Below are 26,234 nucleotides of genomic sequence, written 5' to 3' on the forward strand. Positions count from 1 at the left end.
GACTTACCAGCTAACTGGAGCAACCCGATGACCCCGAAATATCAGTTTGAACGCCGCTATGTCGGCCCCATTGAAGCCGTGATCATGGACTGGGCCGGAACCACCGTGGACTTTGGGTCCATGGCGCCAATCCGAGCCTTCCAGCGCCTTTTCGCCGAAGAAGGCCTGCCGATCAGCGAAGCTGAAGCCCGTGGTCCCATGGGAACCGAGAAGCGTGAACATATCCGTCAGCTGTGTGCTCACCCGCGTATTCGTGATGCCTGGAAAGAGGTGAAAGGGGAGTACCCGACAGCAGCGGATATCGACCGCATGTACGATGACTTCGTACCCCTGCAGATTGATGCCATCGCCCAGACCGCGGATCTGATTCCCGGGCTGACCGAAGCACTGGACTGGATGCGTGCCAACGAGATCCGCATTGGTGGCAACACCGGTTATGCCTCGACCATGATTGAAGGGCTGTTGGCGCGAGCTGCCGAGCAGGGCTACACACCGGACAGCAATGTCTGCGCCACTGAAGTGCCCAAGGGCCGTCCATACCCGCACATGAGCCTGAAAAATGCCATGGACCTGGGCGTGCAGCACCTCTGCGCCTGCATCAAAATCGACGATACCCTGACCGGTATTGAGGAAGGTCTGAATGCGGGCATGTGGACCATAGGCGTTGCTGTCAGCGGTAACGAAGTCGGCATGAGCCTGGAAGATTGGCAGGCGCTGAGCACCGAGGAGCAGGAGCTCCGCCGTACTGCAGCCTACCAGCGCATGATCGGCAGCGGTGCCCACTACGTCATCGACAGCATCGCTGATGTGATCCCGTGTCTGGAAGAGATCGCCGCGCGCCTCGCCATGGGCGAGAAGCCGTGACACCCACTGCCATTGGCTTGATTCTGGTTTCAGCTCTGCTGCATGCGGGCTGGAACCTGATCGGAAAACGCACCGCTCAGACGGTGCGTTTTTATGCCTGGGCCATGGGGCTGGGTATGCTGGTGTTCAGCCCGTTGCTGCTGCTGACCTGGACGGATATCAGCCATTTACCGGCTGACTTCTGGTACCTGCTGTTGGCTTCAGGTTTGTGCCAGACCCTCTATATGACTGGGCTGGCCAAAGCGTATGGCCGTGGCAACCTGAATATTGTGTACCCCCTTGCCCGAGCCTTGCCCGTGTTGATTGTGCCGCTGGTGGTGTTCCTGAGTTATGGGAAGAGCCAGCTCATGACCCAGGATCTGGTCGGGATGGCCTTGATCATGCTGGGGTCGCTGGCCCTGCCGCTGAGCCGTTGGCGAGACTGGCACTGGCGGGACTATTCTACCCCCGCGATTCGCTGGGTCTTGCTGGCCGCCTGTGCGACCGCCGGTTACTCGGTGTTGGACAGTGCCGCGATTCAGCTGATGAAACAGCAGGGCATGAGCGCCTTTGCAGCAGGCAGCAGCTTCGTCGTTCTGCAGGCCGCCGCCTGTCTGCTGTGGATGTTGCCGCTGATCCGCTGGGGCTTTGGCGAGTCGCTGAGAGCCGTGCCTGACTTCGGCTGGACCCTGCTGGCAGGCAGTTTCATCATCGGCACCTACCTGCTGATTCTGGTCAGCATGTCCATGGTGAGCGAAGTCAGTTATGTGGTAGCCCTGCGCCAGGTGAGCATCCCGTTGGGTGTACTGATCGGCGTGTTCTGGCTGCGTGAGAGTATCAGCCTGCCTCGGTTACAGGGGCTGGGTGTTATGTTGCTGGGTCTGGTGTTGGTTTCGCTGTGATGGCAGCAACGGTGGCCAGATTGCTCAGTGCCCGCCCGAGGTGGAAAACAGGTTGATCACCGCCACGCCGGCCAGAATCAACCCCATGCCGATAATCGCTGCCAGATCTAGTTTCTGGCCATAAAGCCACCAGCCTACCAGCGCGATCAGTACGATCCCGATACCGGCCCAGATGGCGTACGCGATCCCGATCGGAATGGCTTTTAGCGTCAGCGACAGGAAGTAGAACGCCAGCAGGTAGCCGAACACGACGACTGCAGAAGGCACGAGGCGAGAGAAACCTTCGCTGGATTTGAGTGCTGAGGTCGCAACGACTTCAGACACGATGGCGATGGATAAGAAGAGCCAGTACTTCATGTTCAGAGGGGCCTTGTTGGGTGTGTGGCTGCGGAATTATACCTTTAGATCTTGGGCGGTAGACATAGAAAGGAGGCGTTAGCCTCCTTGTAAAAACCAGACGGGTTAGAAATTAAAGTTCATACCCAGGTTAATGACATTGGAATCTTCAGTGCCATACAGGCTTCCATCCCAGGCCATGGCTTCAACCCAGATCAGCACGTCTTTATGCAGGTTGCGCTGGAAGGCCAGGATAACGGCATCGAAGTCAGCGTTGGCGTCGTCATCCAGGCTGGAGAGGCCGAGGGTGAACAGGTTCTTGCCGGCAGGCACACCGATAAGAGCATCAAAACCGGAGCCTGTGTCTTCGCGGTCCATCCAGGCACCGTTGATGTAGTAGCCATTGCCGGACCAGGCCGCTGACAGGCCGAAGATATCCTTGTCGTTGGCGGCGTCGGTATAAGCGGCGCCCAGTGTCAGGTTGCCCAGGCTGTAGTTGGCGCCGAGCTGATGCTGACCTTCTTCACCATTATCGTCGTCATCAATTTGCACCAGGGCTTTCAGCTTCAGACCGGCCAGGTCAGGGCTTTCATACAGGGCTGACTGTCCGATACGAGAACCGCCATCCAGGGTGTAGTACACCGGCGCGGAATCCCACCACATGTAATCGCCGTAGTAGCCGACTGCATCATAAAAGGGTGAAGCAACCTTGCCACCTGAGATGGCACCCCAGTCACCGCTCAGGCCCAGATAGCCGTAGCGCATGTCGCCGAGGGTATCGCCTTCGTTGTCCAGGTTTACCGCAACCTCATATTTGGCAAATGCCTTGAGGCCATCACCGAGGTCGCGCTCGCCCTTAAGCCCGATACGGGAGGAGGCATCCTTGTATTCGGTGTCATCAGCGTATTCGGCATGCTCCAGCATAATGCGCAGGCTGCCGTAGAAGTCGACGCCGGTATCGGCGATTTCGACCGCCTGCGCTGTCATTGGAGCCATTACTGCGCTTGCGATTGCCAGGCTGATCAGTTGTTGTTTCATCGTTGTCATTCGCTCGGTTGGTCAAAATGTCGTTTGGAATCCGCGATACCTTGTGTCAGGTATCCGTTGGGAGTCAGGTTGAAAAAAAGCGGCCGCTGGGCCGCTTGAGAATGAAGAGGAGGTCTCGCTTCAGGCCTGACTCGGGGCGCATTCTTGAGCTGGGAAGGCAGGTTTGAAAACGGAGAAAAACGAAATGATGTAATAGAAAAACTCGGCCTTTACTGAATTCACCGAGAAATATGAGGTTCCGCCGTTAAAACAGTACCGGAGGTACAAAAATAAATATTTTCGACATTTTTGTGCAATATTAATTTAATGTTTGAGCGCTAAGCGCTCTGCATAGAGGGATTCGAAAAGGCAGGGAAGAAGCATGGCCAGCAGACATAATCGTTTGATTATTCAGTGACTTATTTGGTGCCCGAATCGTTCGAATAGAGGTGGTATTAGATTTTCTAATCCAAAGCCCTGAAAAACTCCCGCATATTACCGTTTTTTATCATCTTTTTGACACAGCCCATTCCTAACCTTGCCGCATCCAATTTCAAGCACCCGGAAGCAGCATTATGGGCAAACTTATTATGATCATGATCGACGGTATCAGCGCCGATCATTTTGAACACTATCGCAAGCACCTGCCTAACCTGGACCGCTTGGCCAATACGGGCACCCAGCTGTCCGCGTTGCGCCCAGAGATGTGCGGTACCTCCTGCCCCGGACGCACCTCGATGATTGCCGGCGTAGCCCCGGCCGATCACGGCATCTATGGCAACCAGATCTGGAGCGAAGACGGCTTCCGCTGGGCCAACCCCTATGACGTACGGGTCGACACTTTGCCCGCTCTCGCCCGGAAACAAGGGCTGGATGTGGCCAACCTGGGTTATGGCATGGTGCGTCCCGAAGACTGCAGCCTCCATGTTGGCCCCTGGTGGGCAGACGAAATGCTGATGCGCGGCAAGGACGCGACGCCGGAACCGGCCGATGAAGGCTGGCTGCGCGCCGCCGGTACCCATGACCCTGAAGGCCGCCTGGCGGCGCTCAATGCCGAAACGGTGGTAGCGCCCAACCACTCCGAAGCACACAAGCTGCAGCTGGGCATGCTGGCGGATCAGCAACTGCTGGATCTGGCTGCCGGCCTGGCGACTTCCGAGCAGGCACCGGACTTCATCTTGCTGGAGATCGCCATCACCGACTATTACCTGCACAAGTACGGCGCCGATCACGACCTGACCCGCTGGTCACTGCGCACCGCCGACGCCCAGATCGGTACTTTGCTGACGCGACTGGAACAGTCAGGTGTGCTGCAGCATTACAACTTCGCCATCTGCAGCGATCACGGCCACGCGCCTATGCCCAAGGGGCTATATGTAGACCGCCTGCTCGGTGACGGAGTGGTCTGGTCCAGCGAAGGCGCCGTGCTGATGGTTAATCCAAAGAATGAAACCGAAGCCAAGCATGTCACCGATGTCCTGATCGGCGAAGGCATGGAGCCCTGGTCGACTGACTTCATGCCCGCCGAGTTGCGCGACCAACTGCTCGCCTTTGTCGTGCCGGAAGGCTCCGAGATCAGCTTCGAGGCTGCGGTTCCCGGCACCGAGGGCCTCTACGGCCCCTCCAAGTATGTCTCCAACCACGGCATGCGCCCGGGCTCCGAGGCCGACGACCGCTTCTGTATTTTCAGCGGCCCCGATATCCCGCAGCAGAAATTGGGCGTCGCGGATTGCATCCGTTTTGCGCCAACCCTGGCCGACATACTCGGCATTGAAACACCCTGGGCCGCACGCTCGCTGTTGAGCGGTGCAGCTGAAACCAGCGCGGCCTGAGTCGCGCTTCGATCAACCCTGAAATTCATTTGATTCACACAAGCAGGACACCCTGATGAAACAGCTGATGACCTCTCTGGTAATGGCCTCCGCTCTGGCCAGCACTGTCGCGACCGCCGGCACCATCCGTCTCGGTCATGATGTCGGCTACGCCGGCGCCGAGTCACTGGACCCGATCTCGCCGAGCCGCTTCTTCGAAGCCAACCAGATGTTGTACTCCCGCCTGATCCGTCAGGGTCAGGACGGTCAGCCGAGCCCGGAACTGGCCACCGAGTGGTCCGCCTCAGCCGATGCCAAGACCTGGACCCTCACCCTGCGCAAGGGCGTCAAGTTCCATGATGGCTCCGACCTGACCGCCGCAGACGTCAAGTACACCCTGGAACGTATAAATGATCCCGAGATCGATTCGCCGGTGGCTGCGGTGCTCGGCATTATCAGCGAGGTCAATGTACTGGATGACCAGCGTTTCGAGATCAAACTGTCCGCACCCCATGCCGACCTGCCGTTGCTGCTGATGGACTACCGCGTCCGCATCATCCCGGAAGGCAGTGGTGACAACATCGCCAAGACAGGTATCGGCTCCGGCCCGTTCATGCTGGAAGAGCTGGACTCTGAAGGCACTACCGTACTGGTGGCTAATCCCTATTACTGGGAAGGGGCACCCGCTGCCGACGGCGCCGAGTTGATCGGTATCCCTGATTCCCAGGCCCGAGTGCAGGCGCTGATGGCTGGTCAGGTGGACCTGGAGCAGAGCATCACTGCTCAGCAGAAACGCCTGTTCCAGAACAATCCGCAGTTCAAGCTGCAGACCATCGCCACCGGTGAATGGCGCGGTTTGGCTTTCCGCACAGACATGGCCCCGCTGGATGATCCCAGGGTGCGCAAGGCGCTTCGTATGGTGGTTGATCGCCAGGAGATGATGACACTGGTATCCGGCGCTGAAGCAGGCGTCATCACCTGCGACCATCCCGTCTGGTCCGGTGACCAGTACCGTACCGAGATCGACTGCGCTCAGGATATCGAAGGCGCCAAAAAGCTGCTGGCCGAGGCCGGTTTCCCGAACGGCGTCGAAGTGACGATCAGCGCCGCCGACAACGAGCCGGAATGGATCCACATGATCGAGGTGTACCAGCAGCAGGCCGCCAAGGCCGGCATCAAGGTCAACCTGAACATGGTGCCGTCCGATGGGTACTGGAGCGATGTCTGGATGAAGCACCCGGCCTCCGCCTCCCGCTGGTCACAGCGCCCGGCTGACCAGATTCTGAATGAAGCCTTCCGCTCCGGTTCCGCCTGGAACGAAACCTTCTTCGATAATCCTGCGTTTGACCAGGCGCTCGACGATGCCCGTTCCGAGCTGGACTTTGAACAGCGCAAGGCGTTGTACGCCAAGCTGCAGACCATTCTGTGGGAAGAGGGCGGAGAGCTGATTCCCTATCACCTGAACCAGACCCGCGCACTGCGCAGCAATGTGACTGGCCTGGATCCGGTGGAGCAGTTCTCCATCCGCTGGCACAAGGTGGACGTGGAATAAGCCGCCACTGACACACCTGCGGGTTCCGCTCGACACGAGCAGCCCGCAGGTTTTTATGTCGGGCCCTCTGCAAACCAGCTTCCGCACTTGCCGTTTTGCAGAGGGCTTCCGACGTACCGCACAATCAAGCGACACACGACCTATGCTGAAACTGATTCTGCAGCGGCTTGCCATGGCCCTGTTCACCCTGTTGACCGTCTGTGTACTGGTCTTCTCCATCACCGAGGCGCTGCCCGGCGATGTTTGTACCGCTTACCTTGGGCGTGATGCTCAAGGTACCCGGCTGGAAAACTGCCGTCAGGCTCGCAACCTCGATCAACCGGCGCTGCAGCGCTTTGCCGATTGGGGCACGGGCGTGTTGCAGGGCAGTCTTGGCACCTCGCTCAAGCGCGACAAGCCGATCAACGACCTGGTTGCTACCCGCATGCGCAACACCGCCGTGCTGGCGCTGGGCGCTGCCGTCATCGGCATTCCGCTGGCGATTTTCCTGGGTGTCATCGCGGCGCTGCGGCGGGACCGTGCCGCCGATGTGCTGATCTCCGGCGGGTCCATCTTCGCCATGACTATCCCCGAATTCGTCACCGCCACGGTACTGGTGTTGATCTTCTCGATCCAGCTGCAGTGGTTCCCGGCGGTCACAACGGTGCGCCATAACGCACCGGTGAGCGAGCTGCTACCCAATATCGTGCTGCCGATGATCACCCTGGCGCTGGTGATGATGGCGCACATCCTGCGCATGGTGCGCTCGGCCATGATCGATGTGATGGCCAGTGATTTCGTGCAGATGGCCCGACTCAAGGGGGTGCCCTTCTGGCGCATCGTCTGCCTGCATGCATTGCCATCGGCGATGTTGCCGACCATCAACATTATCGCACTGACCGTGGCCTGGCTGCTCGGCGGTGCGGTGATCATCGAGCAGGTATTCAACTATCCCGGCATCGGCACCCTGATGATCCGCGCCATCTACGACCGCGACCTGCCGCTGGTACAGGCGATCGCACTGATCCTGGCCACGGTCTACGTGCTGTGCAACCTGCTCGCCGACCTGTCGTCACTGGCGCTGAACCCGCGCCTGCGAACGGCCCGCTAGGAGAAACCTGATGACTGCAATCACAATGGATATGAACACGCAGGTTGCCAAACCGGGGTCCCGCTGGCGCCAGGTCTGGAGCAACCTGCGTCACTCGCCCTCAGGCATGATCGGGTTGAGCATGCTGACTCTACACCTGTTGATGGCGCTGCTGGCCCCCTGGCTGGCCCCTTATGACTGGACCCTGCAGGATGGCTATCAAATTCTGCAGCCACCCAGTGAGGCGTTCTGGTTTGGTACCGACCATATGGGTCGAGATCTGCTCAGCCGTACGATGATGGGTGGGCGCGAAGCCATTACCGTAACCCTGCTGGGTACTTTGCTGGCCGTGGGCTGGGGTGGTCTGGTTGGCATGACACTGGGCTTTGTCGGCGGTCGCATGGATGCCTGGGTGATGCGCTTTATCGATGCGCTGTTGGCCATCCCCTGGCTGTTGTTCCTGCTGCTGGTGATCGCATTGATGGGGCAGCAGACCTGGACCCTGGTGCTGACCCTCGGCTTCTTCTTCGGCATCGCCGTGGTGCGCGTGGTGCGTGGCGCCACGCTGGAATACGTTCCGCGTGACTTTGTAATTGCCGCCCGTACCCGCGGCGAGTCTCGCCTGACCATCGTGGTACGTGAATTACTGCCCAACGTGCTCGATGCACTACTGGTGGAAGCGGCCATGCGCTGGGCCTGGATGCTACTGGCATTCAGCTCGCTTTCCTTCCTAGGTTTCGGCGTGGTGCCGCCGACGCCGGACTGGGGCCTGATGATCGCCGACAGCCGCGGCATGATCTCCATCGCTCCCTGGGCGGTGATTTTCCCGGCATTGGCCCTGTCCACGCTGATTATCAGCATCAACCTGACCGCAGATGCACTGGCCAAGGCGATTGGTCTCGATCGCGCCAAGGCTCCCGTATGAGTGAACCCCAGACCATGAACACGAAAATGACACCCATGCTTGAAGTAGACACCTTCAGTCTCGGATACACCAACGCAGAAGGGCGGCTGGTTAGCGTGCTGCGCAATGTCAGCCTGAAGGTCGCGCCTGGTGAAGCGCTGGGATTAGTCGGTGAGTCCGGCTGTGGCAAAAGTACCCTGGCGCTGGCCATGATGGCCTTCCTGCGTTCCGGTTCTCAGGTACAGAATGGCGCTATCCGTTTCCATGATCAGGACCTCTTTGCACTCAAGCCGCAGTCACTACAGTCGCTGCGCGGCGGCCGCATCGGTTTGATTCCACAGAACGCCGGTCAGTCACTGACGCCGACGCTGAAGATCTATGCCCAGCTCTATGAGGCGCTGAAACTGCATTCCGGGTTGCCCAGTAGCCAGTGGCGCCAGCGTGCCATCGAATTGCTGCGGCAGGTGCGACTGCCCGCGCCCGAGTCCATGCTGGAGCGCTACCCGCACCAGCTCTCCGGTGGCCAGCAACAGCGCGTGGCCGTGGCTATGGCACTGGCGGGTCAGCCGGAGCTGCTGATTCTGGATGAGCCCACCACAGGCCTGGACGTGACGACCCAGGCGCATATCCTGGAGCTGTTGCGCACCCTGCGTCAGGAGCTGGGCATGGCGATGGTGTTCGTCAGTCACGATCTCGGCGCAGTCGCTCGCATGAGCGACCGTATCGCGGTGATGTATGCCGGTGAGGTGATTGAGCTGGGCTGCAGTCGTGAGGTGCTGCTGCAACCGACTCACCCCTATACCCGGGCATTGCTCAACGCCATCCCGCGTCTCGATGCCGAAGGCCTGCCGCCGTCGCTGCCGGGCTACCCGCCCAAGGTGGGCTCGATCACTCAGGGCTGCGCCTTTGCCAGCCGCTGTTCTCATGCGCAGCCGATTTGCAGTGAGCAGAATGCACCCATGACGGCGTTGGCCGGCCATCAGGTTCGCTGTCATCTGTTGGGGCATCTTGAGCAGACTGAGGCTGCGTCTAATGTGGTGTCATTGCCGGTACAGAGCACGGATGAACCCCTGTTGCTGCTGGAGCAGGTGCAGATCAGTTACCACCGTCCGGGGTTGATTGACGCCTGGCTGCAGCGACCGGCACCGGTAGCCACGGTTGATGGTGTCGACCTGCAGCTGAACAGGGGTGAAACGCTGGCACTGGTGGGCGAATCTGGCAGCGGAAAGTCCACCATCATGCGCGCCATCAGCGGCATTCATCCGGCCCGAAGTGGCCAGATCCGGCTCAAGCAGGATGACCTGAACCAACCAGTTGAGCAGCGCAGCAAGGCGCTGACACGCCGGGTGCAGATGATCTTCCAGAACCCCGATGCCTCGCTGAACCCGCGCCACACGGTGTTCGAAATTCTGCAGCAGCCACTTCGCCTCTACTTCGGCCTCAACCATGATGCCTGTCGCGACAAGGCCGCTGAGCTGTTGGCGCTGGTTCGCCTGGCACCACATTATCTGGACCGCATGCCGGGCCAGCTCTCGGGTGGTGAAAAGCAGCGCGTGGCGATTGCCCGTTGTTTCGCCGGCGAACCGGACCTGATTCTCTGCGACGAGGTGACCTCGGCGCTGGATGTCTCAGTACAGGCGGCGGTGCTGAAACTGCTCAAGGAGCTGCAGCAACAGCGTGGCGTGACCTATCTGTTCATCGCCCATGATCTGGCAGTGGTTAAGGCGATTGCTGATCAGGTGGCGGTGCTTTATCAAGGCCGGCTCTGTCAGGTTGGGCCGGTGAGTGAAGTATTCACCGGTCATCACCATCCTTATACGCGGACGCTGATGAATGCGGTGCTGGAACCGGACCCCGATCATCAGCCCGTTATTGCGGGTGATGACAGCCCCGAACAGCATCCGCCTGCGCGCGGCTGTGCCTACCAGCGTCGCTGTCCATTGGCGGAACCCCGCTGCAAGGAACAGCTGCCGCCCTGGCAGGCCCATCAGGGTAACCGCATTCGCTGCCATCTGGAGCTGGGTGCGCTGGCCACATTGATTGACCGGCCGCAGCTGATTAAGGCCGCTAATGCCTGATCCCTCACTGTCCGAACAAGCCCGGCCAGCTCAGCTGCCGGGCCAAACCCGCTATTCAAAGCCCCCTGTAAACGTAAAGGAAACCTCCATGCCTTTGGCTATCTACGACCTGGATGAAACCCTGATCAATGCTGACTGCTCACTGTTGTGGCTGCAGTTCTTGATCGACCTTGGCCTGACCGACCCTGTGATCATGGACGATGCCAAACACCTGGACTGCCTCTACCATCAGGGCCAGCTGGACATGCATGATTATGTAGCGCTGCAGTTACGCCCACATCTTGGCCAGACATTAGCCGAAGCGACTCAGGAAGTGGATCTGTTTATCCGGGAATACGTACAGCCCCTTATCCGTCCATCCGCAGTGGAAAATATCCGCCGTCATAAAGCCTGTGGTGATCGCTGTCTGGTGATCTCGGCCTCAATCGATTTTCTGGTCGAGCCCATTGCGGCCCACCTGGGTATCGACGAGGCTATTGGTGTTCGTATTGAGCTGGAAAATGACCGTATTACCGGTCGGGCTGACGGGCCTATCTGTTATCAAGAGGGAAAGGTGTTGCATCTGAATCGCTGGCTGGAGCAGCAGGGCGAAAACACCGAAGGCAGCTGGTTCTACTCCGATTCCCATAACGACCTGCCGCTGCTGGAGCAGGTCGATAATCCCGTGGGCGTCAGCCCTGATGCAAAATTGGCCGCAGTGTGCACAGAACGCGGTTGGGCACGAGTGAACTGGTAAGTCAGCGCCGAATATACTGCTCCTCCCGCTCCAGCGTCGCCTGCAGCCAATCGCGGAAGGCGATCACCTTGGGTGAGGGCGGTTTGTTGGGCAGTACCAGGTAATGCGCCCCCGAGGCCTTGAGGGTGAAAGGGTGCGCCTGAACCAGCTTGCCGTCATCGATCAGGGGCTTGAGATTAAAACTGCGGGCCAGCAGCAGGCCGATTCCGTTGCAGGCAGCGTCAAAGGCGGCGGTACTGGTATCGCATTCCAGTACGGGCATGGGCATCAGGTTGGCCAGGCCTTGCTGGCGGAACCATTGCTGCCAGTTTTCCTTTTCACCAATGATGGTGATTAGCGGCACCTGCAGAATCTTCATGGCATCTTCGGTGACCGGGTAGCGCTCCAGAAAATCGGGGCTGCCGACTACCACCAGGTGTTCCCGCGTCATACGCTCCACCTGCATGCCACTCCAGTTGCCGTAGCCGTTGGAGATTTCGATATCCGCTTCTTCCACTTCATCCTGCGATGGCCAGACCGCTGACATCAGGCGCAGGCGAATGCCCGGATGCTGCTCATAGAAACTGGTGAGGCGGGGCATCAGCCATCGCTGCAGAAAGCTGCTGCCACATTTTACCGTCAGCAAAGCACGGTGGTCTGAGCCAAACAATTCATTGGTGCCGGACTGGAGAATGTTGAACGCTTCCACCAGCACCGGCAGGTAGGCGCGGGCGGCATCGGTCAATTCAAGTTTGCGCGGTTTGCGGATAAACAGCTGCGTATCGAGATATTCCTCCAGCAGTTTGACCTGCTGGCTGATGGCGCCCTGGGTGACATACAGCTCTTCAGCAGCGCGGGTGAGGCTGCGCAGACGGGCAGCGGCTTCAAAGCACTTCAAGGCTTTCAGTGGGGGGAGGGGTCTTGGATTGTGTTTCATAGGGTACTCGATCAAGCAGGTCTGTCCGCCATGAATTGAGCAGGTGGCGGGCAGTAGACAAGTACTTATAGCAGCCAAATATGTCGTGGCTGTTGCAGGGTTGAAACAGCGTTCAAAGGTAACATGAATCGAGGGTGGGACGTCGTTGGCGCGTTGCTTAAGGCAAAGTCTGCCTTTGCGGATGGACATCGTCAGGGGGGGGCACTGAGGTGCCCCAGATTTTGGGGTACCTCAGTGAACATCTACGACTCAAACAGCCGGTTTGATAATGCCGCGGCATTCACCAAAGCCGATGGACGGATAACCGTCCTTGCAGCAGCGTCCGGTCAGGATGACTTCGTCCCCATCTTCCAGGAAGGTGCGTGATTCGCCTGAAGGCAGCTCAATGGATGACTTTCCGCCTTCGGTCAGTTCCAGCATGCTGCCAAGCTGGCTGGGCTCCGGGCCGGAAATAGTGCCAGACCCCAACAGGTCTCCGGGCCTGAGGTTGCAGCCACCCACGGTGTGGTGAGCGATCATCTGGGCTACGCTCCAGTACATGTTCAAACTGTTGCTGACTGAGATGCTCACAGGCGCCATGCCTTCGTTGCGCATTTTCTCGGTACACAACAGTACTTCAAGCTGAATGTCGAAGGCGCCCAGTTGCTGGTCTTTCTGGTCCAGTAGATAGGGCAAAGGCTGAGGGTCGCCTTCAGGGCGAGCCGGTTGTGCAGTCCGGAAGGGCTCCAGTGCTTCTGCCGTAATAACCCAGGGGGACAGCGTGCTGGCGAAGTTTTTCGCCAGGAACGGGCCCAGCGGTTGATATTCCCAAGCCTGAATATCACGCGCCGACCAGTCATTCAGCAGGCACAGGCCGGCAAAATGCTCAGGCGCATCGCTGATGGGGATAGGCTGTCCCATCTCATTTCCCGTACCAATCCAGATACCCAGTTCCAGTTCAAAGTCCAGCCGTTTGCTTGGCCCAAACTGGGGTGCGTCGGCGCCTGGCGGGCAGGTTTGTCCCCTGGGGCGCGTAATATCGGTGCCAGTATTGACGATGGATGAGGCACGTCCGTGGTAACCGATAGGCACGTGCTTGTAGTTGGGGAGCAGGGGGTTATCAGGCCGGAACAGTTTGCCTACATTGTTGGCGTGATGAATACCGACGTAAAAGTCGGTGTAGTCGCCAATGGACGCGGGCAGGTGCATGGTGCATTTGTCCTGCGGGTGAAGCAGGCTTGCCTGCGACTGCTCGATACGGGGTTTGTCAGTACTGCCGTCCTGCAGCAGGTTCGTCAGTGCGGCTCTAAATGCCTTGCGTGTTGCTGCGCTTAACGAAAAGAAGTGGTTCAGGCTCGCTTCACTGGCAGCCTTGGCGGCTGTAGACGCTTCTCCTTCAAGCAGCCCCAGCTCAACGGCTGCCTTGATATCCAATACCTGATCGCCGATGGCAACGCCGCCGCGCGGGGTATCGCCGTTGAGGCTGAAAATGCCCAGCGGCAGGTTCTGGAGCGGGAAATCGGGGTGTCCATTTGCTGAATTGATCCAGCTGGTTGTAGTTGTAGTCGTTGGGTTACTCATTAAATCAGACTCCTGTCGGGTCAAAGGTTTTCGCCATACCGGACCAGCACTGATCATAGCCCTGCTGCAGCAAGGGAGAGTCCAGCGCAAATTCGGTGGGACGCAGTACCTGACCGCTTTCAAACATGAAAGCCATAGTGTTTTCGTAGCGTTGCGGTTTGAGCTCGGCTTCGATCGCCTGTTTGGTGCTGGCGTTATCCGGGCCGTGTGCGCTCATACAGTTATGCAGGGAGGCGCCACCGGGCAGGAAGCCGCCTGCCTTGGCATCGTACTCGCCTTCAATCAGCCCCATGAATTCGTTCATCAAATTGCGGTGGAACCAGGGCGGGCGGAAGGTGTTTTCAGCCACCATCCAGCGTGGCGGGAAAATCACGAAATCAACGTTAGCTTGTCCCGGTACAGCGCCTGGAGAGGTCAGTACAGTAAAGATGGACGGGTCCGGATGATCGTAGCTGACCGTGTTCATGGTGTTGAAATGGCGCAGGTCATAGCGGTAGGGCACGTGGTTACCGTGCCAGGCGACTACGTTAAACGGCGAATGATCCAGCTGTGTTGACCAGAGTTCACCACAGAACTTCTGCACCAGTTCAGTCTCATTCTCGCTATCTTCATAGGCCGCAACGGGGGCTTCAAAGTCCCGCGGGTTAGCCAGACCATTGCTGCCAATCGGTCCCAAATCCGGGATACGCAGTGGCGTGCCGTGGTTTTCGCACATATAGCCACGTGCCGAGCTGCCGGTCAGCTCAACGCGGAACTTGATGCCTCTGGGAATCACGGCGACTTGAAGCGGAGCGACCTCAAGAAGACCCATCTCCGTGGTGATTAGAAGGGTGCCCGATTCCGGCACGATCAGGCATTCACCATCCGCATTGAAAAACGCTCGCTGCATGGATCGACTGGCGGCGTACACATAGATGCTGATACCCGATGCCTGCTCCGGGTGTGCTGTGGCTGCCAGGCAGGACAGGCCTTCCAGGAAATCCTTACCCTCGGCAGGAATCTCAGGCGGACTCCAACGTAATCGGTTGGGATTTACCGGGCCCGGTGCGCTACCTGCGATCTGTTGTGCAAGACGAGTGAACTGGCCGTGGCTGGCAGAAGGCTTGATTCGGTACATCCAGGTGCGTCGCATTTCGGCGCGAGGCACAGTGAAAGCAGTACCGGACAGTTGTTCTGCATAAAGACCATAAGGGGCCTTCTGGGGCGAGTTCTGTGCCAGGGGCAGGGCGCCAGGCAGGGCTTCACTGCTGAAATGATTGCCGAAACCACTCAAATAGCTGAGTTCTGAAGTTCTGGGTTCCATCGTTGTCTCGCTTTTTTTTATTAATGCGTAAACATATTACGTTAAGCGTAATTACATGGTGGCTTCGGGTCAAGGGGCGTGGAATGCTTTAGAATTGGTGCGCGGTTTGTTTGCTCGGCCAGACGATTCCACCGATTGATGAAGACTCGTAGACAGTTAGAGAGGACACACATTGGCAGTAGAAGTTGAAGAGAAGTCCGGGAGTGCTCCGCGCCGGCAGAAAGTACAGTCAGCCCAGATTGCTACCGATATTTTGAAAGGCCTGGCAGATCTGAGCCCATCAACATCCCTGTCAAAGCTGGCACAGCATTTGGGTATGCCCGCCAGTAAGGTGCATCGTTACCTGCAAGCCTTGATCGCCAGTGATTTCGCAGAGCAGGATCCTGCGACCGGGCATTACTGCCTTGGGCGGGAGGCATTGTTCGTGGGGATGGCAGCCGTGCGCAGTCTGGATGTGGCCAGAGAAGCCTTGCCTAAGCTCATTGAGCTGCGTGATGAGTTCAATGAAACCTGTTTCCTGGCGCTGTGGGGTAATCAGGGCCCGTCGGTAATTCATGTCGAGAAACCGGCACGTGCAATTACCGTTGTTACTCAAGTAGGGTCAGTGTTGCCCTTGCTCAGTTCCTCCACCGGGCTTGTATTCAGTGCATACCTGCCCAAGGCTGATACGCAGCCGTTGCTGGAGCAGGAGCTGGAGACACCGATGGCGCCCGGTGCAGATGAGTTGGAACAGCAGTTAACACACATCCGCTCGCAAGGCATGCATGCCGTTCATGGCTTGTTGATGTCAGGGGTTAACGCACTGTCTGCGCCGATTTTTTCTGCAGGTAACACTCTGGCGGGTGTAATCACAATGGTAGGGGCAGAGCCCAGCTTTAATGCCGAGCTGACAGGACCTCATGCAATAAAGTTGCAGGCAGCCGCCAATGCTATTACGCAACGCATGAATGGAGAAATGCCCGGCAGCCCCTAGCCACAGGCTGCCGTATGACATCTGTTTGGAGTTATACCGGCTGAGGCTTGTCCGCCTGAGCGTCAGGGTGCGCAGCCACAAAAGCGGGATGTGTCTGCGCCAATGTCTCCACACGTAAAATACGTGGCAGCGCGGTCAGGTCTACATTGAACCTGCGTGCTGCGTACAACTGCGGCAACAGGTATACATCCGCAAGCCCAGGCTCACCAAAACAGAACCCCTGGTCCTCTATTAGCTGTTCTACTGCAAACAGCCCCTCACCAATCCACTTCGCCAGCCACTGTGAAATCTGTTCTTCGGACAGATTCAGTGCGCGTAGCTGGTTCAAAACTGCCATGTTGTGTAATGGCTGGATATCGCAGCCAATCAGTGCTGCCACTGCTCTGCGCTTGGCGCGTTCGACCTTGTCTTCAGGCAGTAAAGCCGGGTTTGGGTACTGCTCTTCCAGAAACTCAATAATGGCTGGTGATTGCGTAATGATGTCATCACTGTCGGTCACCAGAGCCGGCACTCTGCCTTGTGGGTTCAGCGCACGGTATGCCGGCTGCAGGTGCTCTCCGCCATTGCCAATCAGGTTCACGGGAAGCTGCCGGTAATCCAGCTTTTTGAGTGCCAGGGCAATTCTGACTCGATAGGAAGAGGTTGAACGGTAGTAGGTATAGAGATCCATAAGGGGCAGATCCTGTCGGAATAAATATCACATGTTGTAATTAATTTACGTATAGTGGAATATCCTGTTTTATTGATGAGTGTCAAGTCGACTCGGAATCCGGGTGCCTGGGATAGAAGGTCAGCTCCAATCTCATCAGGTGAAACAGTGGCGATCAGGCTTTCTCAGCTGCGTTGACTCACTGGAACGGGCGGGTTTAGTATGCCTTTTGTTCGATAATAAGAATAAAGTGATCGATAAAAGTAAAATAATAAGGGTGTACCCATGCAAAAAGACACTGATCACACTCAGGCAGCTGAAATGCCTGCCGGTGTTTGCCCGTTCGCCAAAGCTGCAATGTCCTCCCGGTTCACCGACCCTAAAGGCTGCCCGGTTTCGTCTGATGCTGAGGCCTTTGATCCGTTTGCGGCTTCCTATCAGGCAGACCCGGCCGAAGTTTTGCGCTGGTCGCGTGATGCTGAGCCGGTGTTTTTCAGCCCCAAACTGGGCTACTGGGTGGTAACTCGTTACGAAGATGTTAAGGCCGTCTTTCGGGATAACAGGGTCTTTTCGCCCGCCAACGCACTGGAAAAAATTACGCCGTTCTCCAGCGAAGCCGATGCCATTTTGAAGCAACACAACTACGGCATGGCACGTACCCTGGTAAACGAAGACGAACCCGCGCACCTGGAGCGCAGGCGTGCGCTGATGTTTTCGTTCAGCCCTGAAGAGCTGTTGCACCATGAGCCCATGGTGCGCCGTTTGACGCGAGAATATGTGGACCGCTTCGTCAACAAGGGGAGCGCGGACCTCGTCAACGAGATGCTGTGGGAGATCCCGCTCACGGTGGCGCTGCATTTTCTCGGTGTTCCTGAAGAGGATATGGGGAAGCTGCGTGAGTACTCCATTGCCCACACCGTGAATACTTGGGGACGACCCACACCCGATCAGCAGCTGAAAGTGGCCGATTCAGTGGGCAAATTCTGGAACTATGCGGGCAAGGTGCTGGAAAAGATGCGGGAAGACCCATCCGGCAACGGGTGGATGGAATATGCGATCCGGCGCCAAAAGGAGCTGCCCGAAGTCATAACCGACTCCTATCTGCATTCGATGATGATGGCGGGCATCGTAGCGGCGCATGAGACAACTGCGCATGCCACGGCCAATGCCCTGCGCTTGTTGCTGGAAGATAAAACGACCTGGGATCGCATCTGTCAGGATGCATCGCTGATTCCGCAGGCGGTTGAAGAGTGTCTAAGACACTCGGGTTCTATTGTTGCCTGGCGTCGTGTTGCGCTTGAAGATACAGAAGTAGGGGGTGTCAGTATTCCCAAAGGCGGGAAACTGCTGATCGTGAACTCTTCGGCAAACCATGATGAACGTTATTTTGAAGACCCGGACAGCATCGATATCTTCCGTGACAACGCATCAGAGCACCTGAGTTTCGGCTATGGCAGCCATCAATGCCTTGGCAAAAACCTGGCACGCATGGAGATGTGTATTTTTTTTGAAGAACTGACTAAACGGCTGCCGCATATGCAACTGGTGCCTGATCAGGACTTCAAGTATCTGCCTAACATCGCTTTCCGAGGCCCTGAAAACCTGTTTGTAGAATGGGATGCCAGCCTGAATCCTGAAAAGACAAATCCCGAGATTCTGGCGACACATGAGGCGATCAAAATCGGGTCGCCATCAAAGGAGGATATTTACCGTTCCGTCATCGTTGACCAGGTCAGCCATGAAGCAGACAACGTTATCGGTATCAGCTTCAAGAATCAGGACGGCAGTGAATTTCCAAGATGGTCACCGGGTGCACATATTGATGTGATGGTGGGTGAATATACCCGTAAGTATTCATTATGTGGTTATAACACTGACCGTAAAACCCTCGATATTGCTGTTTTACGAGAGGAGGGTGGCCGAGGCGGTTCCAAGTATATTCATGATAGCCTCAAAAAAGGCGACGCCCTTAAAATAAAAGGACCGAAAAGCAATTTCAGGCTGGATGAAAAAGCCGAGCGCTATATTCTGATTGCCGGCGGTATAGGGATTACGCCGGTTTTAACCATGGCAGATAGGTTGGCTGAACTGGGTAAGGACTATTGCCTGCACTACGCGGGTGCTGCCCGTGCCTCCATGGCATTTCTGAACCGTATTGAGCAGGATCATGCCGGGCGATTTGAGCTCTATCCGAAAGCGGAAGCCAAGCGTGCTGATCTACAGTCTCTGGTAGCAACGGCTGATGCGAATACCCGTATTTATGTCTGTGGCCCGGACCGCATGATAGAAGCGTTGGAGCAGCTGTGTGAGCCTCTGTCCGACAACATTCTTCACTTCGAGCACTTTACTGCCAAGCATGAAACCTTCGATACCAGCAATGACACAGCCTTTGAGCTTGTGCTGGCCAACTCAGGCATGGTCGTGACGGTTGAGCCCGGTCAGACCGCGCTTGGTGCTCTCAAAGCTGCGGGGGTGGACGTTGAAAGTGATTGTGAAGAAGGGCTGTGCGGCAACTGTGAAGTTGAAGTGCTTGAAGGTGATATCGACCATCGAGATAACGTCTTGGCCCGCTCTGAAAAAGCTGAAAACAAACGCATGGTGACATGCTGTTCACGGGCTAAATCACGATCAATAAAGATTGCACTATGAGTGTATTCAGGAGGTTTTTATAAAAAGGATCGTTTTTGAATAGGAACCCGATGAGTAACTGCTAAACAGTATCTGATCAATAAGCATCCTATGCTGTAGATTTTGTGTGAAAAACAGGAGCAATAATAATGATAAAAATGAAACTGGCTAAAAATATCGCGGCAATGGGCCTTGGCCTTGCCATGTCTGCTGCTGCATCGGCAGAGACGGTAATGAATGTATTTACCTGGCTGCCGCCAACACATGCACAAAATGCCACCGTTTGGCCGACATGGGCCAAGTGGGTTGAAGACGCGACTGAAGGACGTGTGAAAGTTAATATTGAGCGCACGTCGAATAACCCGGGTCAGTTGTTTCAGCTGGTTGAAGACGGGGTCGCGGATGCTGCCTTTACGTTTCATGGCTTTGTTCCAGGGCGATTCCCCTTACAGCAGATAGTAGAGCTGCCGGGTTTGGGGGTAAATGCCGAAGCGGCTTCAGTTGCACACTGGCGCGTATATGAAAAGTATCTGAAACCGGCTGGTGAACATGAAGGTCTGGTGCCCATTGCGTTCTTCTCGCACGGCCCGGGTGTCATTCAGACTAACTTCCCGGTGAATTCTCTGGCGGATCTTGAGGGCAAAAAGATTCGTATTGGCGGCGGCGTGCAGTCAGACATTGGTGAGCGTCTTGATATTACTCCCGTGTCGGCGCCCGGAAATAAAGTGTATGAACTACTCCAGCAGGGCGTAACCGACGGTGTATTCATGCCGTTGAGTGAGCAGAAAGCTCAGCGTTTGGCAGAGGTTGCCCCTAACGTAACAGTACTTCCTGGCGGCATGTATATGGGGAGCTTTGTCATGTTCATGAACCCCGATTTCCTGGAAGGGTTGAGCCAGCAGGACCGTGAGGCGATCATGAGTGTGTCGGGCGAAAAACTGTCTGCTATGGCAGGGAAAGCCTGGGATGCGGCTGATACGGATGCGCTGGCATATGCTCAGGCACAGGGTGGCAATATAACGCTGCTCAAGAAAACGGATGCCATTACCACGGACTTTGCTGACAAGGTGAAAGGCCTTGATGAAGAGTGGATTGAGTCAGTTAAAGACTCGGGAGTGGATGCCCGAGCGGCATTGGATGAATTGCGCGCTATCGCAAAAGAGTACTACGAAGCGCACAACTCCTGAGTCCAACGTAGCAGGGGGAGGGGCAGGTTGTCTCTCCCGCCTGTTCAGCACCCTCAAATGCCAAGCTGTTCGGCGAGCTGCCTGGCCGTATGTTGAACAGCCTCAATTGCGTTTTTTGTATCCAGGTTGTCCATTGCCACGACACCAATAGAGCACTCCAGCAAGGGTTCGCTGTTGCGGGTTTTAACCGGGCTGGCAACGCCTACAGCACCTGCCTGCAAGTGCCCACGCGTCAGACTGTAGCCATCCTTGCGTGCCTGAGTAACAATTTCCGGCTCATCAGCACTGGGCTCGCGATTGGAAAGGATCGCGATTCCGGCAGCACCCTGGCTGAGAGGGTGTTGGCTACCCACGCGATACCCCACGCGTAAAATCCCCGCATCACTCTCCTCTACCATGATCACACAGCCTTTATCCCCCTGGGCTACACAGACAAAAGCAGTAGCGGCGGCTTTACGTGCCAGAACCTCCAGTAGCGGCTGGGCTCGGGATCTGAGTTGCGGGAGAAAACGGTGTGAATACATCAGGGCTGCTGCACCCAGATGGATGTGTCCTGACTCTGATCGGACAACCAGACCATGATCTTCCAGAGTGGCAATGATGCGGTAGGCAATTGCCCGGTTAATCTCCAACTCCTCTGCGAGCTTAGCCACTGTTATCCCGTGCTCGGCTTTGGAAATCAGCTCGAGTGCATTGATGCCTCTGTCCAGAGTTTGGAGTGTGTTCTTCATTGTGTGATGTCTTTCGGAAAATGTAGCTAGGATGATAACAGCTCGGATGTACGGAGTTGTAATGCAATGAATCACTGCTGAGTATGTGCTATTCGCGGATGAGTATTCGGGGCGCAAGTGAGCATTTCCAAGTGTGCAATGCAGTAGCAAATCGATATGGCAGAAATGTGTCAGTATTCGCCGCAAAAAAACTTTTGAGCGCTCCCAACACCTGCCTTAGAGCCCCAGACCACACCTGATCAGGCGTCTAAGCCATGCATTAGAATTTCTCGGTCATTCGCACAGAAACCCTCCATTTTTATCCGCCAGCTCCCTCCGCAGAATAGCGCCATCCAAGTCATCCAAACCTATTTGAATGGATCGCCAACATGTCTGTTGAACAACAGCAGGAAACCCCAGAAACCCGTGCTCGCCAGCACTGGATGGGTGTACTGGCCAAGTCCAGTGTCGAGGCGCTGCAACAGCGCTGGCAGGCACTTTCGCTGGAGCCTGAATATCAATTTATCCGCAAGCCGGAAACCGGTCTGACCATGCTGCGTGGCCGTGTCGGCGGCAGCGGTCAGCCGTTCAATATGGGCGAAATGACGCTGACGCGCTGTGCTGTACGTCTGGCCAGCGGCACTCTTGGTGTCAGTTATGTATCCGGTCGCAACAGTCAGCATGCCATTACCGCGGCACTTGCTGATGCCCTGTTGCAGGAACGGAGTACCCAAAGCCTGCTGCAGCGTGAGCTGATCGAGCCCTTGCAGGCCGATCTCAAGGCCGAGCGTCAGCAGCGTGCGGCCCAGGCCAACAGCACCCGCGTTGATTTCTTCACACTGGTACGAGGAGAAGACTGATGGCTGTCAGCAGTAACGAACTGATCGCCGGCTTCGCCGATCCGGTCCAGGCATCCCAGCAGGTGTTCCGTGCCGCGCTCAAGGCGATGAGCGAACCGGGTACGTTGATGCAGATCGATTATCTGGAACAGGCGCCCAAGGGGCTGGACCTGTCCACCTGGCAGCTGGCACTGAGCCTGCTCGACCCCGATACCCGGGTCTGGCTCAGCCCTGCTTTGGCAGCGAGTGATGCGGTAATCAGCAACCTGCGCTTTCACTGCCAGTGTCCACTGGTGGATAACCCTTGTGATGCTGACTTTGCCATCGCCCTGCACAGCGAACTGCCGCTGCTGGCCGAGCTGAACTGGGGTACGTCGGAATACCCGGACCGTTCCACCACGCTGATGGTACAGGTGCCGGCGTTAAGCGAAGAGGCACACTGGAGCCTGAGCGGCCCCGGTATCGAGCACACCCGCACACTGCGCATCGCCGGCCTGGGCGAGCCCTTCCGCAGTGACCTGATCCGCAGCCGCCAGCGTTTTCCGCTGGGTATCGACACTTTCTGGTGCTGCGACAACCGGCTGACTGCGCTGCCACGCACCACGGCAATTGAGCCACTTAACACAGAACAGGAGGCCTGCTGATGTACGTAGCCGTAAAGGGCGGTGAAAAGGCGATCGACAACGCCCATGCCCTGATGCGCACTCAGCGCCGTGGCGACAGCGCCATTGCCGAACTGAGTGTTGACCAGATTCGCCAGCAGCTGCCGCTGGCCGTGGACCGGGTGATGAACGAAGGCTCGGTGTACGACCCGGAACTGGCCGCGCTGGCACTGAAACAGGCCAGTGGCGATGCGGTGGAAGCGATTTTCCTGCTGCGTGCCTACCGCACCACGCTGCCGCGTTTTGGTTACAGCGAGCCGCTGGATACCGAACAGATGCAGATCGAACGCCGCATCTCCGGAACCTTCAAGGACCTGCCGGGCGGCCAGATTCTGGGCTCCACCTATGACTACACTCACCGTCTGCTGGATTTCAGTCTGCTGGCGGCGGGCGAAGCGGAAGTGGCGCCGGAAGAAGCCAATGCCCTGTCTGAAGCGCTGGCCGCCGGCAACAGCTGCCCGCGGGTGCTGGAACTGCTCAACAAGGAAGGCCTGATCGAACAGAGCCGTGAAGCAGGTCAGGGCGGCTCTTTTCAGCAGGACAAGGCACCCCGTGACCTGACCCGCGAACCGGTCAACTACCCGGCCGAGCGCGCCGTGCGTCTGCAGAACCTGATCCGCGGTGACGAGGGCTTCCTGCTGTCACTGAGTTACGCCTCCATGCGCGGCTACGGTGACAGCCACCCCTTCTCCGGCGAGATGCGCACCGGTCGCGTCAGTGTCGAGATGGTGCCGGAAGAGCTGGGCTTCCCGATCGAAATCGGTGAAGTACTGCTGACCGAGAGCGAGATGGTCAACCAGTTCCACGGCTCCAAGGATCTGCCGCCGCAGTTTACTCGCGGCTACGGCATCGCCTTTGGTCGTGCCGAACGCAAGGCGATGTCGGTGGCGCTGGTGGAACGTGCCCTGCGGGCCGAGGAGCTGGGCGAAGAGGTGCTCTACCCGACGCAGGATCAGGAGTTCGTGCTGTCCCACACCGACTGCGTCTCCGCCAACGGCTTCGTGTCGCACCTGAAGCTGCCGCACTACGTCGACTTCCAGTCCGAGCTGGAGATGATCCGCCGCCTGCGCAAGGAACAGAGCCGGGCGACTCAGAGCAAGACTACCAACGAGGAGGCCGACGCATGAGCACCGCCACCGGCTACAACTTTGCCTATCTGGACGAACAGTCCAAGCGCATGATCCGTCGCGCCATCCTCAAGGGCGTGGCCATTCCCGGCTACCAGGTGCCTTTTGGTGGCCGCGAAATGCCGCTGCCCCACGGCTGGGGTACTGGCGGCATGCAGGTTACCGCCAGCGTGATCGGTGAGGCCGACAGGCTGAAAGTGATCGACCAGGGCGCCGACGACACTACCAACGCGGTCAGCATCCGTCGCTTCTTCGCCCACACCGCAGGTGTGGAGACCACCGAGCAGACCGCCGAAGCGACGCTGATCCAGACCCGTCACCGTATCCCGGAACGGCCGCTGCAGGCGGATCAGATCCTGATCTATCAGGTGCCGATCCCCGAGCCGTTGCGTTTTATCGAGCCGCGCGAGAGTGAGACGCGCAAGATGCACGCGCTCAGCGAGTACGGCGCCATGCAGGTGAAACTGTACGAAGACGTGGCCCGGTTCGGCCATATCGCCACCAGCTACGACTACCCGGTGATGGTGAACAACCGCTACATGATGGATCCGTCGCCGATCCCCAAATTCGACAACCCGAAGATGAGCATGATGCCGGCGCTGCAGCTGTTCGGCGCCGGTTTCGAGAAGCGTATCTACGCTGTGCCGCCGTTTACACAGGTGGAAAGCCTGGACTTCGATGATCATCCGTTCGAGGTGCAGAGCTGGGACGAAGCCTGCGCCATCTGTGGTTCTGACCATAGCTTCCTCGATGAAGTAATTACCGACGACAACGGCAGCAAGATGTTTGTCTGCTCCGATACCGATTATTGCCGCGAGCGCGTTGAGCAGGGTTTTGTTGGCACGGCTGCTGATCTGCCTATTGCTGAAGTGGAGACCAAATAATGAATACCGCAGTAGACCTGCTGACTTCAACCAGCGAATGGCAGGATATCGCGCCGCTGCTGAGCGTGCGTGAACTGAACAAGTTCTACGCCCCGGGCAAGGGCTGTGGCGATATCAACTTCGACCTCTATCCGGGTGAAGTGCTGGGCATCGTCGGCGAATCCGGCTCCGGCAAGTCGACCCTGCTCAGCTGCCTGTCGGCACGGCTAACACCGGATTCCGGCAACGTTATCTACAACAGCGAACAGTTCGGCGAGATGGACCTGTACGCCTGCGAAGAATCCATGCGTCGTGTGTTGATGCGCTCCGAGTGGGGCATCGTGCACCAGCATGCCCGTGATGGCCTGCGCATGAACGTCAGCGCCGGTGCCAATATCGGCGAGCGGCTGATGGCAGTGGGCGAGCGTCACTATGGCGACATCCGCGCCAAGGCCGAAGAGTGGCTGACCGCAGTGGAGATCGATACCGGCCGTATCGATGATCGCCCCAGCCAGTTCTCCGGTGGCATGCAGCAGCGTCTGCAGATCGCCCGAAACCTGGTCACTCACCCCAATCTGATCTTTATGGATGAGCCCACCGGCGGGCTGGATGTGTCCGTGCAGGCCAAGCTGCTCGACCTGCTGCGCAACCTGGTGTCCCGTCTGGGGCTGTCGGTGATTATCGTCACCCACGACCTGGCCGTTGCCCGCCTGCTGGCGCACCGGTTAATGGTGATGCGTCGCGGTGAAGTGGTGGAAACCGGTCTGACCGATCAGGTTCTGGACGATCCTCAGCACCCCTACACCCAGTTGCTGGTGTCATCCATTCTGCAGAACTAGGAGCCTGTCATGACTGCAAACCAACTGATGATCGATGTGTCCGGGGTGGAGAAAGCCTTCACCCTGCACAATCAGGGCGGCGCCAGTTTTGGCGTGCTCGACAATGCCAGTCTGCAGGTGCAGGCCGGAGAATGTGTGGTGCTGCACGGCCAGTCCGGTGCCGGCAAAAGTACCTTCCTCAAGGCGCTGTATGCCAACTACTCCGTGGATGGCGGCGAGATTCGTCTGCGTGATGGCGAGCAGATGGTGGAGATCACTTCGGCGCTACCGCGCCGCATTATCGCCCTGCGTCGCCAGGCGTTGGGCTATGTGTCCCAGTTTCTGCGCGTAATTCCTCGTGTTTCCACGCTGGAGGTGGTGATGCAGCCGCTGCTGGACCTGGGCGTGGATGCCGCCATCTGCGAAGCCAAGGCGAAGGACCTGCTGCAGCGTCTTAACGTGCCGGAGCGGCTCTGGTCGCTGGCACCGGGCACTTTCTCAGGCGGTGAACAACAGCGCGTCAATATCGCCCGCGGCTTTATCGTCGATTACCCGATCCTGCTGCTGGACGAGCCAACCGCCTCGCTGGATGCCGCCAACCGCAAGGTCGTGGTGGAGCTGATCCGTGAAGCCAAGGATCGGGGTGCTGCCATCGTTGGCATCTTCCACGACGAAGATGTACGTGAAGCGGTCGCTGATCGCCTCGTTGACATCAAAGCGATTTGAACAGATAGCGCGATCT

Annotated in this window: 24 protein-coding genes; 17 read left to right on the forward strand and 7 right to left on the reverse strand. The window is 57.6% G+C overall.

Translation table 11 applies throughout. From position 1 onward, the window contains the following. Positions 1-27 precede the first annotated feature (27 nt). Both phnX and O3C79_RS08390 read left to right on the forward strand, forming a co-directional pair. Positions 28-864, forward strand: a complete 837-nt coding sequence (gene phnX, locus O3C79_RS08385) for a phosphonoacetaldehyde hydrolase (RefSeq protein WP_494385561.1) — start codon at positions 28-30, stop codon at positions 862-864. Then, a complete protein-coding gene (locus O3C79_RS08390; RefSeq protein WP_494385562.1) occupies positions 816-1,745 on the forward strand; it encodes an EamA family transporter in 930 nt (309 codons plus the stop codon). The genes phnX and O3C79_RS08390 overlap by 49 nt, the downstream gene beginning before the upstream one ends. A 24-nt stretch (positions 1,746-1,769) precedes the next feature. Here O3C79_RS08390 and O3C79_RS08395 read toward each other — a convergent pair whose 3' ends face one another. Beyond that, positions 1,770-2,102 (reverse strand): DMT family transporter, encoded by a 333-nt coding sequence (locus O3C79_RS08395; protein WP_494385563.1) that lies wholly within the window; start codon positions 2,100-2,102, stop codon positions 1,770-1,772. A gap of 105 nt (positions 2,103-2,207) precedes the next feature. Then, positions 2,208-3,119, reverse strand: a complete 912-nt coding sequence (locus tag O3C79_RS08400) for a porin (protein WP_494385564.1) — start codon at positions 3,117-3,119, stop codon at positions 2,208-2,210. A gap of 563 nt (positions 3,120-3,682) precedes the next feature. Between O3C79_RS08400 and O3C79_RS08405 the strand changes: the two genes are divergently transcribed. The 6 genes from O3C79_RS08405 (at position 3,683) to O3C79_RS08430 (ending at position 11,257) form a co-directional block, all read left to right on the forward strand. Next, the gene (locus O3C79_RS08405; RefSeq protein WP_494385565.1) at positions 3,683-4,939 is read left to right on the forward strand and encodes an alkaline phosphatase family protein; all 1,257 of its coding nucleotides are present in this window, start codon (positions 3,683-3,685) and stop codon (positions 4,937-4,939) included. A gap of 55 nt (positions 4,940-4,994) precedes the next feature. Further along, the gene (locus tag O3C79_RS08410; RefSeq protein ID WP_494385566.1) at positions 4,995-6,470 is read left to right on the forward strand and encodes an ABC transporter substrate-binding protein; all 1,476 of its coding nucleotides are present in this window, start codon (positions 4,995-4,997) and stop codon (positions 6,468-6,470) included. A 142-nt stretch (positions 6,471-6,612) separates the two neighbouring features. Then, positions 6,613-7,560, forward strand: a complete 948-nt coding sequence (locus O3C79_RS08415; RefSeq protein WP_010323905.1) for an ABC transporter permease — start codon at positions 6,613-6,615, stop codon at positions 7,558-7,560. Positions 7,561-7,570: 10 nt separating this feature from the next. Continuing rightward, positions 7,571-8,464, forward strand: a complete 894-nt coding sequence (locus O3C79_RS08420; protein WP_494385567.1) for an ABC transporter permease — start codon at positions 7,571-7,573, stop codon at positions 8,462-8,464. Beyond that, positions 8,461-10,521 (forward strand): dipeptide ABC transporter ATP-binding protein, encoded by a 2,061-nt coding sequence (locus tag O3C79_RS08425; protein ID WP_494385568.1) that lies wholly within the window; start codon positions 8,461-8,463, stop codon positions 10,519-10,521. The genes O3C79_RS08420 and O3C79_RS08425 overlap by 4 nt, the downstream gene beginning before the upstream one ends. Before the next feature lie 88 nt (positions 10,522-10,609). Continuing rightward, the gene (locus tag O3C79_RS08430) at positions 10,610-11,257 is read left to right on the forward strand and encodes an HAD family hydrolase (RefSeq protein ID WP_494385569.1); all 648 of its coding nucleotides are present in this window, start codon (positions 10,610-10,612) and stop codon (positions 11,255-11,257) included. Position 11,258: 1 nt separating this feature from the next. On the opposite strand, the gene O3C79_RS08435 is transcribed toward O3C79_RS08430, so the two are convergent. From O3C79_RS08435 to hmgA, 3 genes are all read right to left on the reverse strand, one after another. Continuing rightward, positions 11,259-12,173 (reverse strand): LysR substrate-binding domain-containing protein, encoded by a 915-nt coding sequence (locus O3C79_RS08435; RefSeq protein WP_494385570.1) that lies wholly within the window; start codon positions 12,171-12,173, stop codon positions 11,259-11,261. A gap of 249 nt (positions 12,174-12,422) precedes the next feature. Continuing rightward, complete coding sequence (fahA, locus tag O3C79_RS08440) at positions 12,423-13,733, reverse strand: fumarylacetoacetase (protein ID WP_494385571.1); 1,311 nt, start codon at positions 13,731-13,733, stop codon at positions 12,423-12,425. 4 nt (positions 13,734-13,737) lie between these two features. Then, the gene (hmgA, locus tag O3C79_RS08445) at positions 13,738-15,036 is read right to left on the reverse strand and encodes a homogentisate 1,2-dioxygenase (protein WP_494385572.1); all 1,299 of its coding nucleotides are present in this window, start codon (positions 15,034-15,036) and stop codon (positions 13,738-13,740) included. Positions 15,037-15,208: 172 nt separating this feature from the next. Here hmgA and O3C79_RS08450 point away from each other — a divergent pair, with 172 nt between their 5' ends. Next, the gene (locus O3C79_RS08450; RefSeq protein ID WP_494385573.1) at positions 15,209-16,009 is read left to right on the forward strand and encodes an IclR family transcriptional regulator; all 801 of its coding nucleotides are present in this window, start codon (positions 15,209-15,211) and stop codon (positions 16,007-16,009) included. 31 nt (positions 16,010-16,040) lie between these two features. Here the strand turns inward: O3C79_RS08450 and maiA are convergent, their stop codons facing one another. After that, entirely contained in the window at positions 16,041-16,679 is a 639-nt protein-coding gene (maiA, locus tag O3C79_RS08455; protein WP_494385574.1) for a maleylacetoacetate isomerase, read from the reverse strand. Between the two features lie 264 nt (positions 16,680-16,943). On the opposite strand from maiA, the gene O3C79_RS08460 reads away from it, so the two are divergent. Together O3C79_RS08460 and O3C79_RS08465 are read left to right on the forward strand one after the other, a co-directional pair. Continuing rightward, the gene (locus O3C79_RS08460; protein ID WP_494385575.1) at positions 16,944-19,307 is read left to right on the forward strand and encodes a cytochrome P450/oxidoreductase; all 2,364 of its coding nucleotides are present in this window, start codon (positions 16,944-16,946) and stop codon (positions 19,305-19,307) included. 128 nt (positions 19,308-19,435) lie between these two features. Next, positions 19,436-20,473, forward strand: a complete 1,038-nt coding sequence (locus tag O3C79_RS08465; protein WP_494385576.1) for a TRAP transporter substrate-binding protein — start codon at positions 19,436-19,438, stop codon at positions 20,471-20,473. A 53-nt stretch (positions 20,474-20,526) separates the two neighbouring features. Here O3C79_RS08465 and O3C79_RS08470 read toward each other — a convergent pair whose 3' ends face one another. Continuing rightward, entirely contained in the window at positions 20,527-21,204 is a 678-nt protein-coding gene (locus tag O3C79_RS08470) for an IclR family transcriptional regulator (RefSeq protein ID WP_494385577.1), read from the reverse strand. Between the two features lie 368 nt (positions 21,205-21,572). Here O3C79_RS08470 and phnG point away from each other — a divergent pair, with 368 nt between their 5' ends. Genes phnG through phnL form a run of 6 tightly spaced genes read left to right on the forward strand, consistent with a single transcriptional unit; the run spans position 21,573 to position 26,218 of the window. Further along, positions 21,573-22,043 (forward strand): phosphonate C-P lyase system protein PhnG, encoded by a 471-nt coding sequence (gene phnG / locus O3C79_RS08475; RefSeq protein WP_494385578.1) that lies wholly within the window; start codon positions 21,573-21,575, stop codon positions 22,041-22,043. Further along, positions 22,043-22,666 (forward strand): phosphonate C-P lyase system protein PhnH, encoded by a 624-nt coding sequence (phnH, locus tag O3C79_RS08480; protein ID WP_494385579.1) that lies wholly within the window; start codon positions 22,043-22,045, stop codon positions 22,664-22,666. The genes phnG and phnH overlap by 1 nt, the downstream gene beginning before the upstream one ends. Further along, a complete protein-coding gene (locus O3C79_RS08485) occupies positions 22,666-23,811 on the forward strand; it encodes a carbon-phosphorus lyase complex subunit (RefSeq protein WP_494385580.1) in 1,146 nt (381 codons plus the stop codon). The genes phnH and O3C79_RS08485 overlap by 1 nt, the downstream gene beginning before the upstream one ends. Continuing rightward, entirely contained in the window at positions 23,808-24,695 is an 888-nt protein-coding gene (locus tag O3C79_RS08490; RefSeq protein ID WP_494385581.1) for an alpha-D-ribose 1-methylphosphonate 5-phosphate C-P-lyase PhnJ, read from the forward strand. Before O3C79_RS08485 ends, O3C79_RS08490 begins: the two co-directional genes overlap by 4 nt. Next, positions 24,695-25,513: a phosphonate C-P lyase system protein PhnK gene (phnK, locus tag O3C79_RS08495; RefSeq protein WP_494385582.1), complete on the forward strand. Its 819-nt coding sequence runs from the start codon at positions 24,695-24,697 to the stop codon at positions 25,511-25,513. Before O3C79_RS08490 ends, phnK begins: the two co-directional genes overlap by 1 nt. A 9-nt stretch (positions 25,514-25,522) precedes the next feature. After that, on the forward strand, positions 25,523-26,218 hold the full coding sequence (gene phnL, locus O3C79_RS08500; protein ID WP_494385583.1) for a phosphonate C-P lyase system protein PhnL: 696 nt from the start codon (positions 25,523-25,525) through the stop codon (positions 26,216-26,218). Positions 26,219-26,234: the final 16 nt, after the last annotated feature.

Source organism: Marinobacterium sp. NO-S09 (assembly GCF_059179545.1).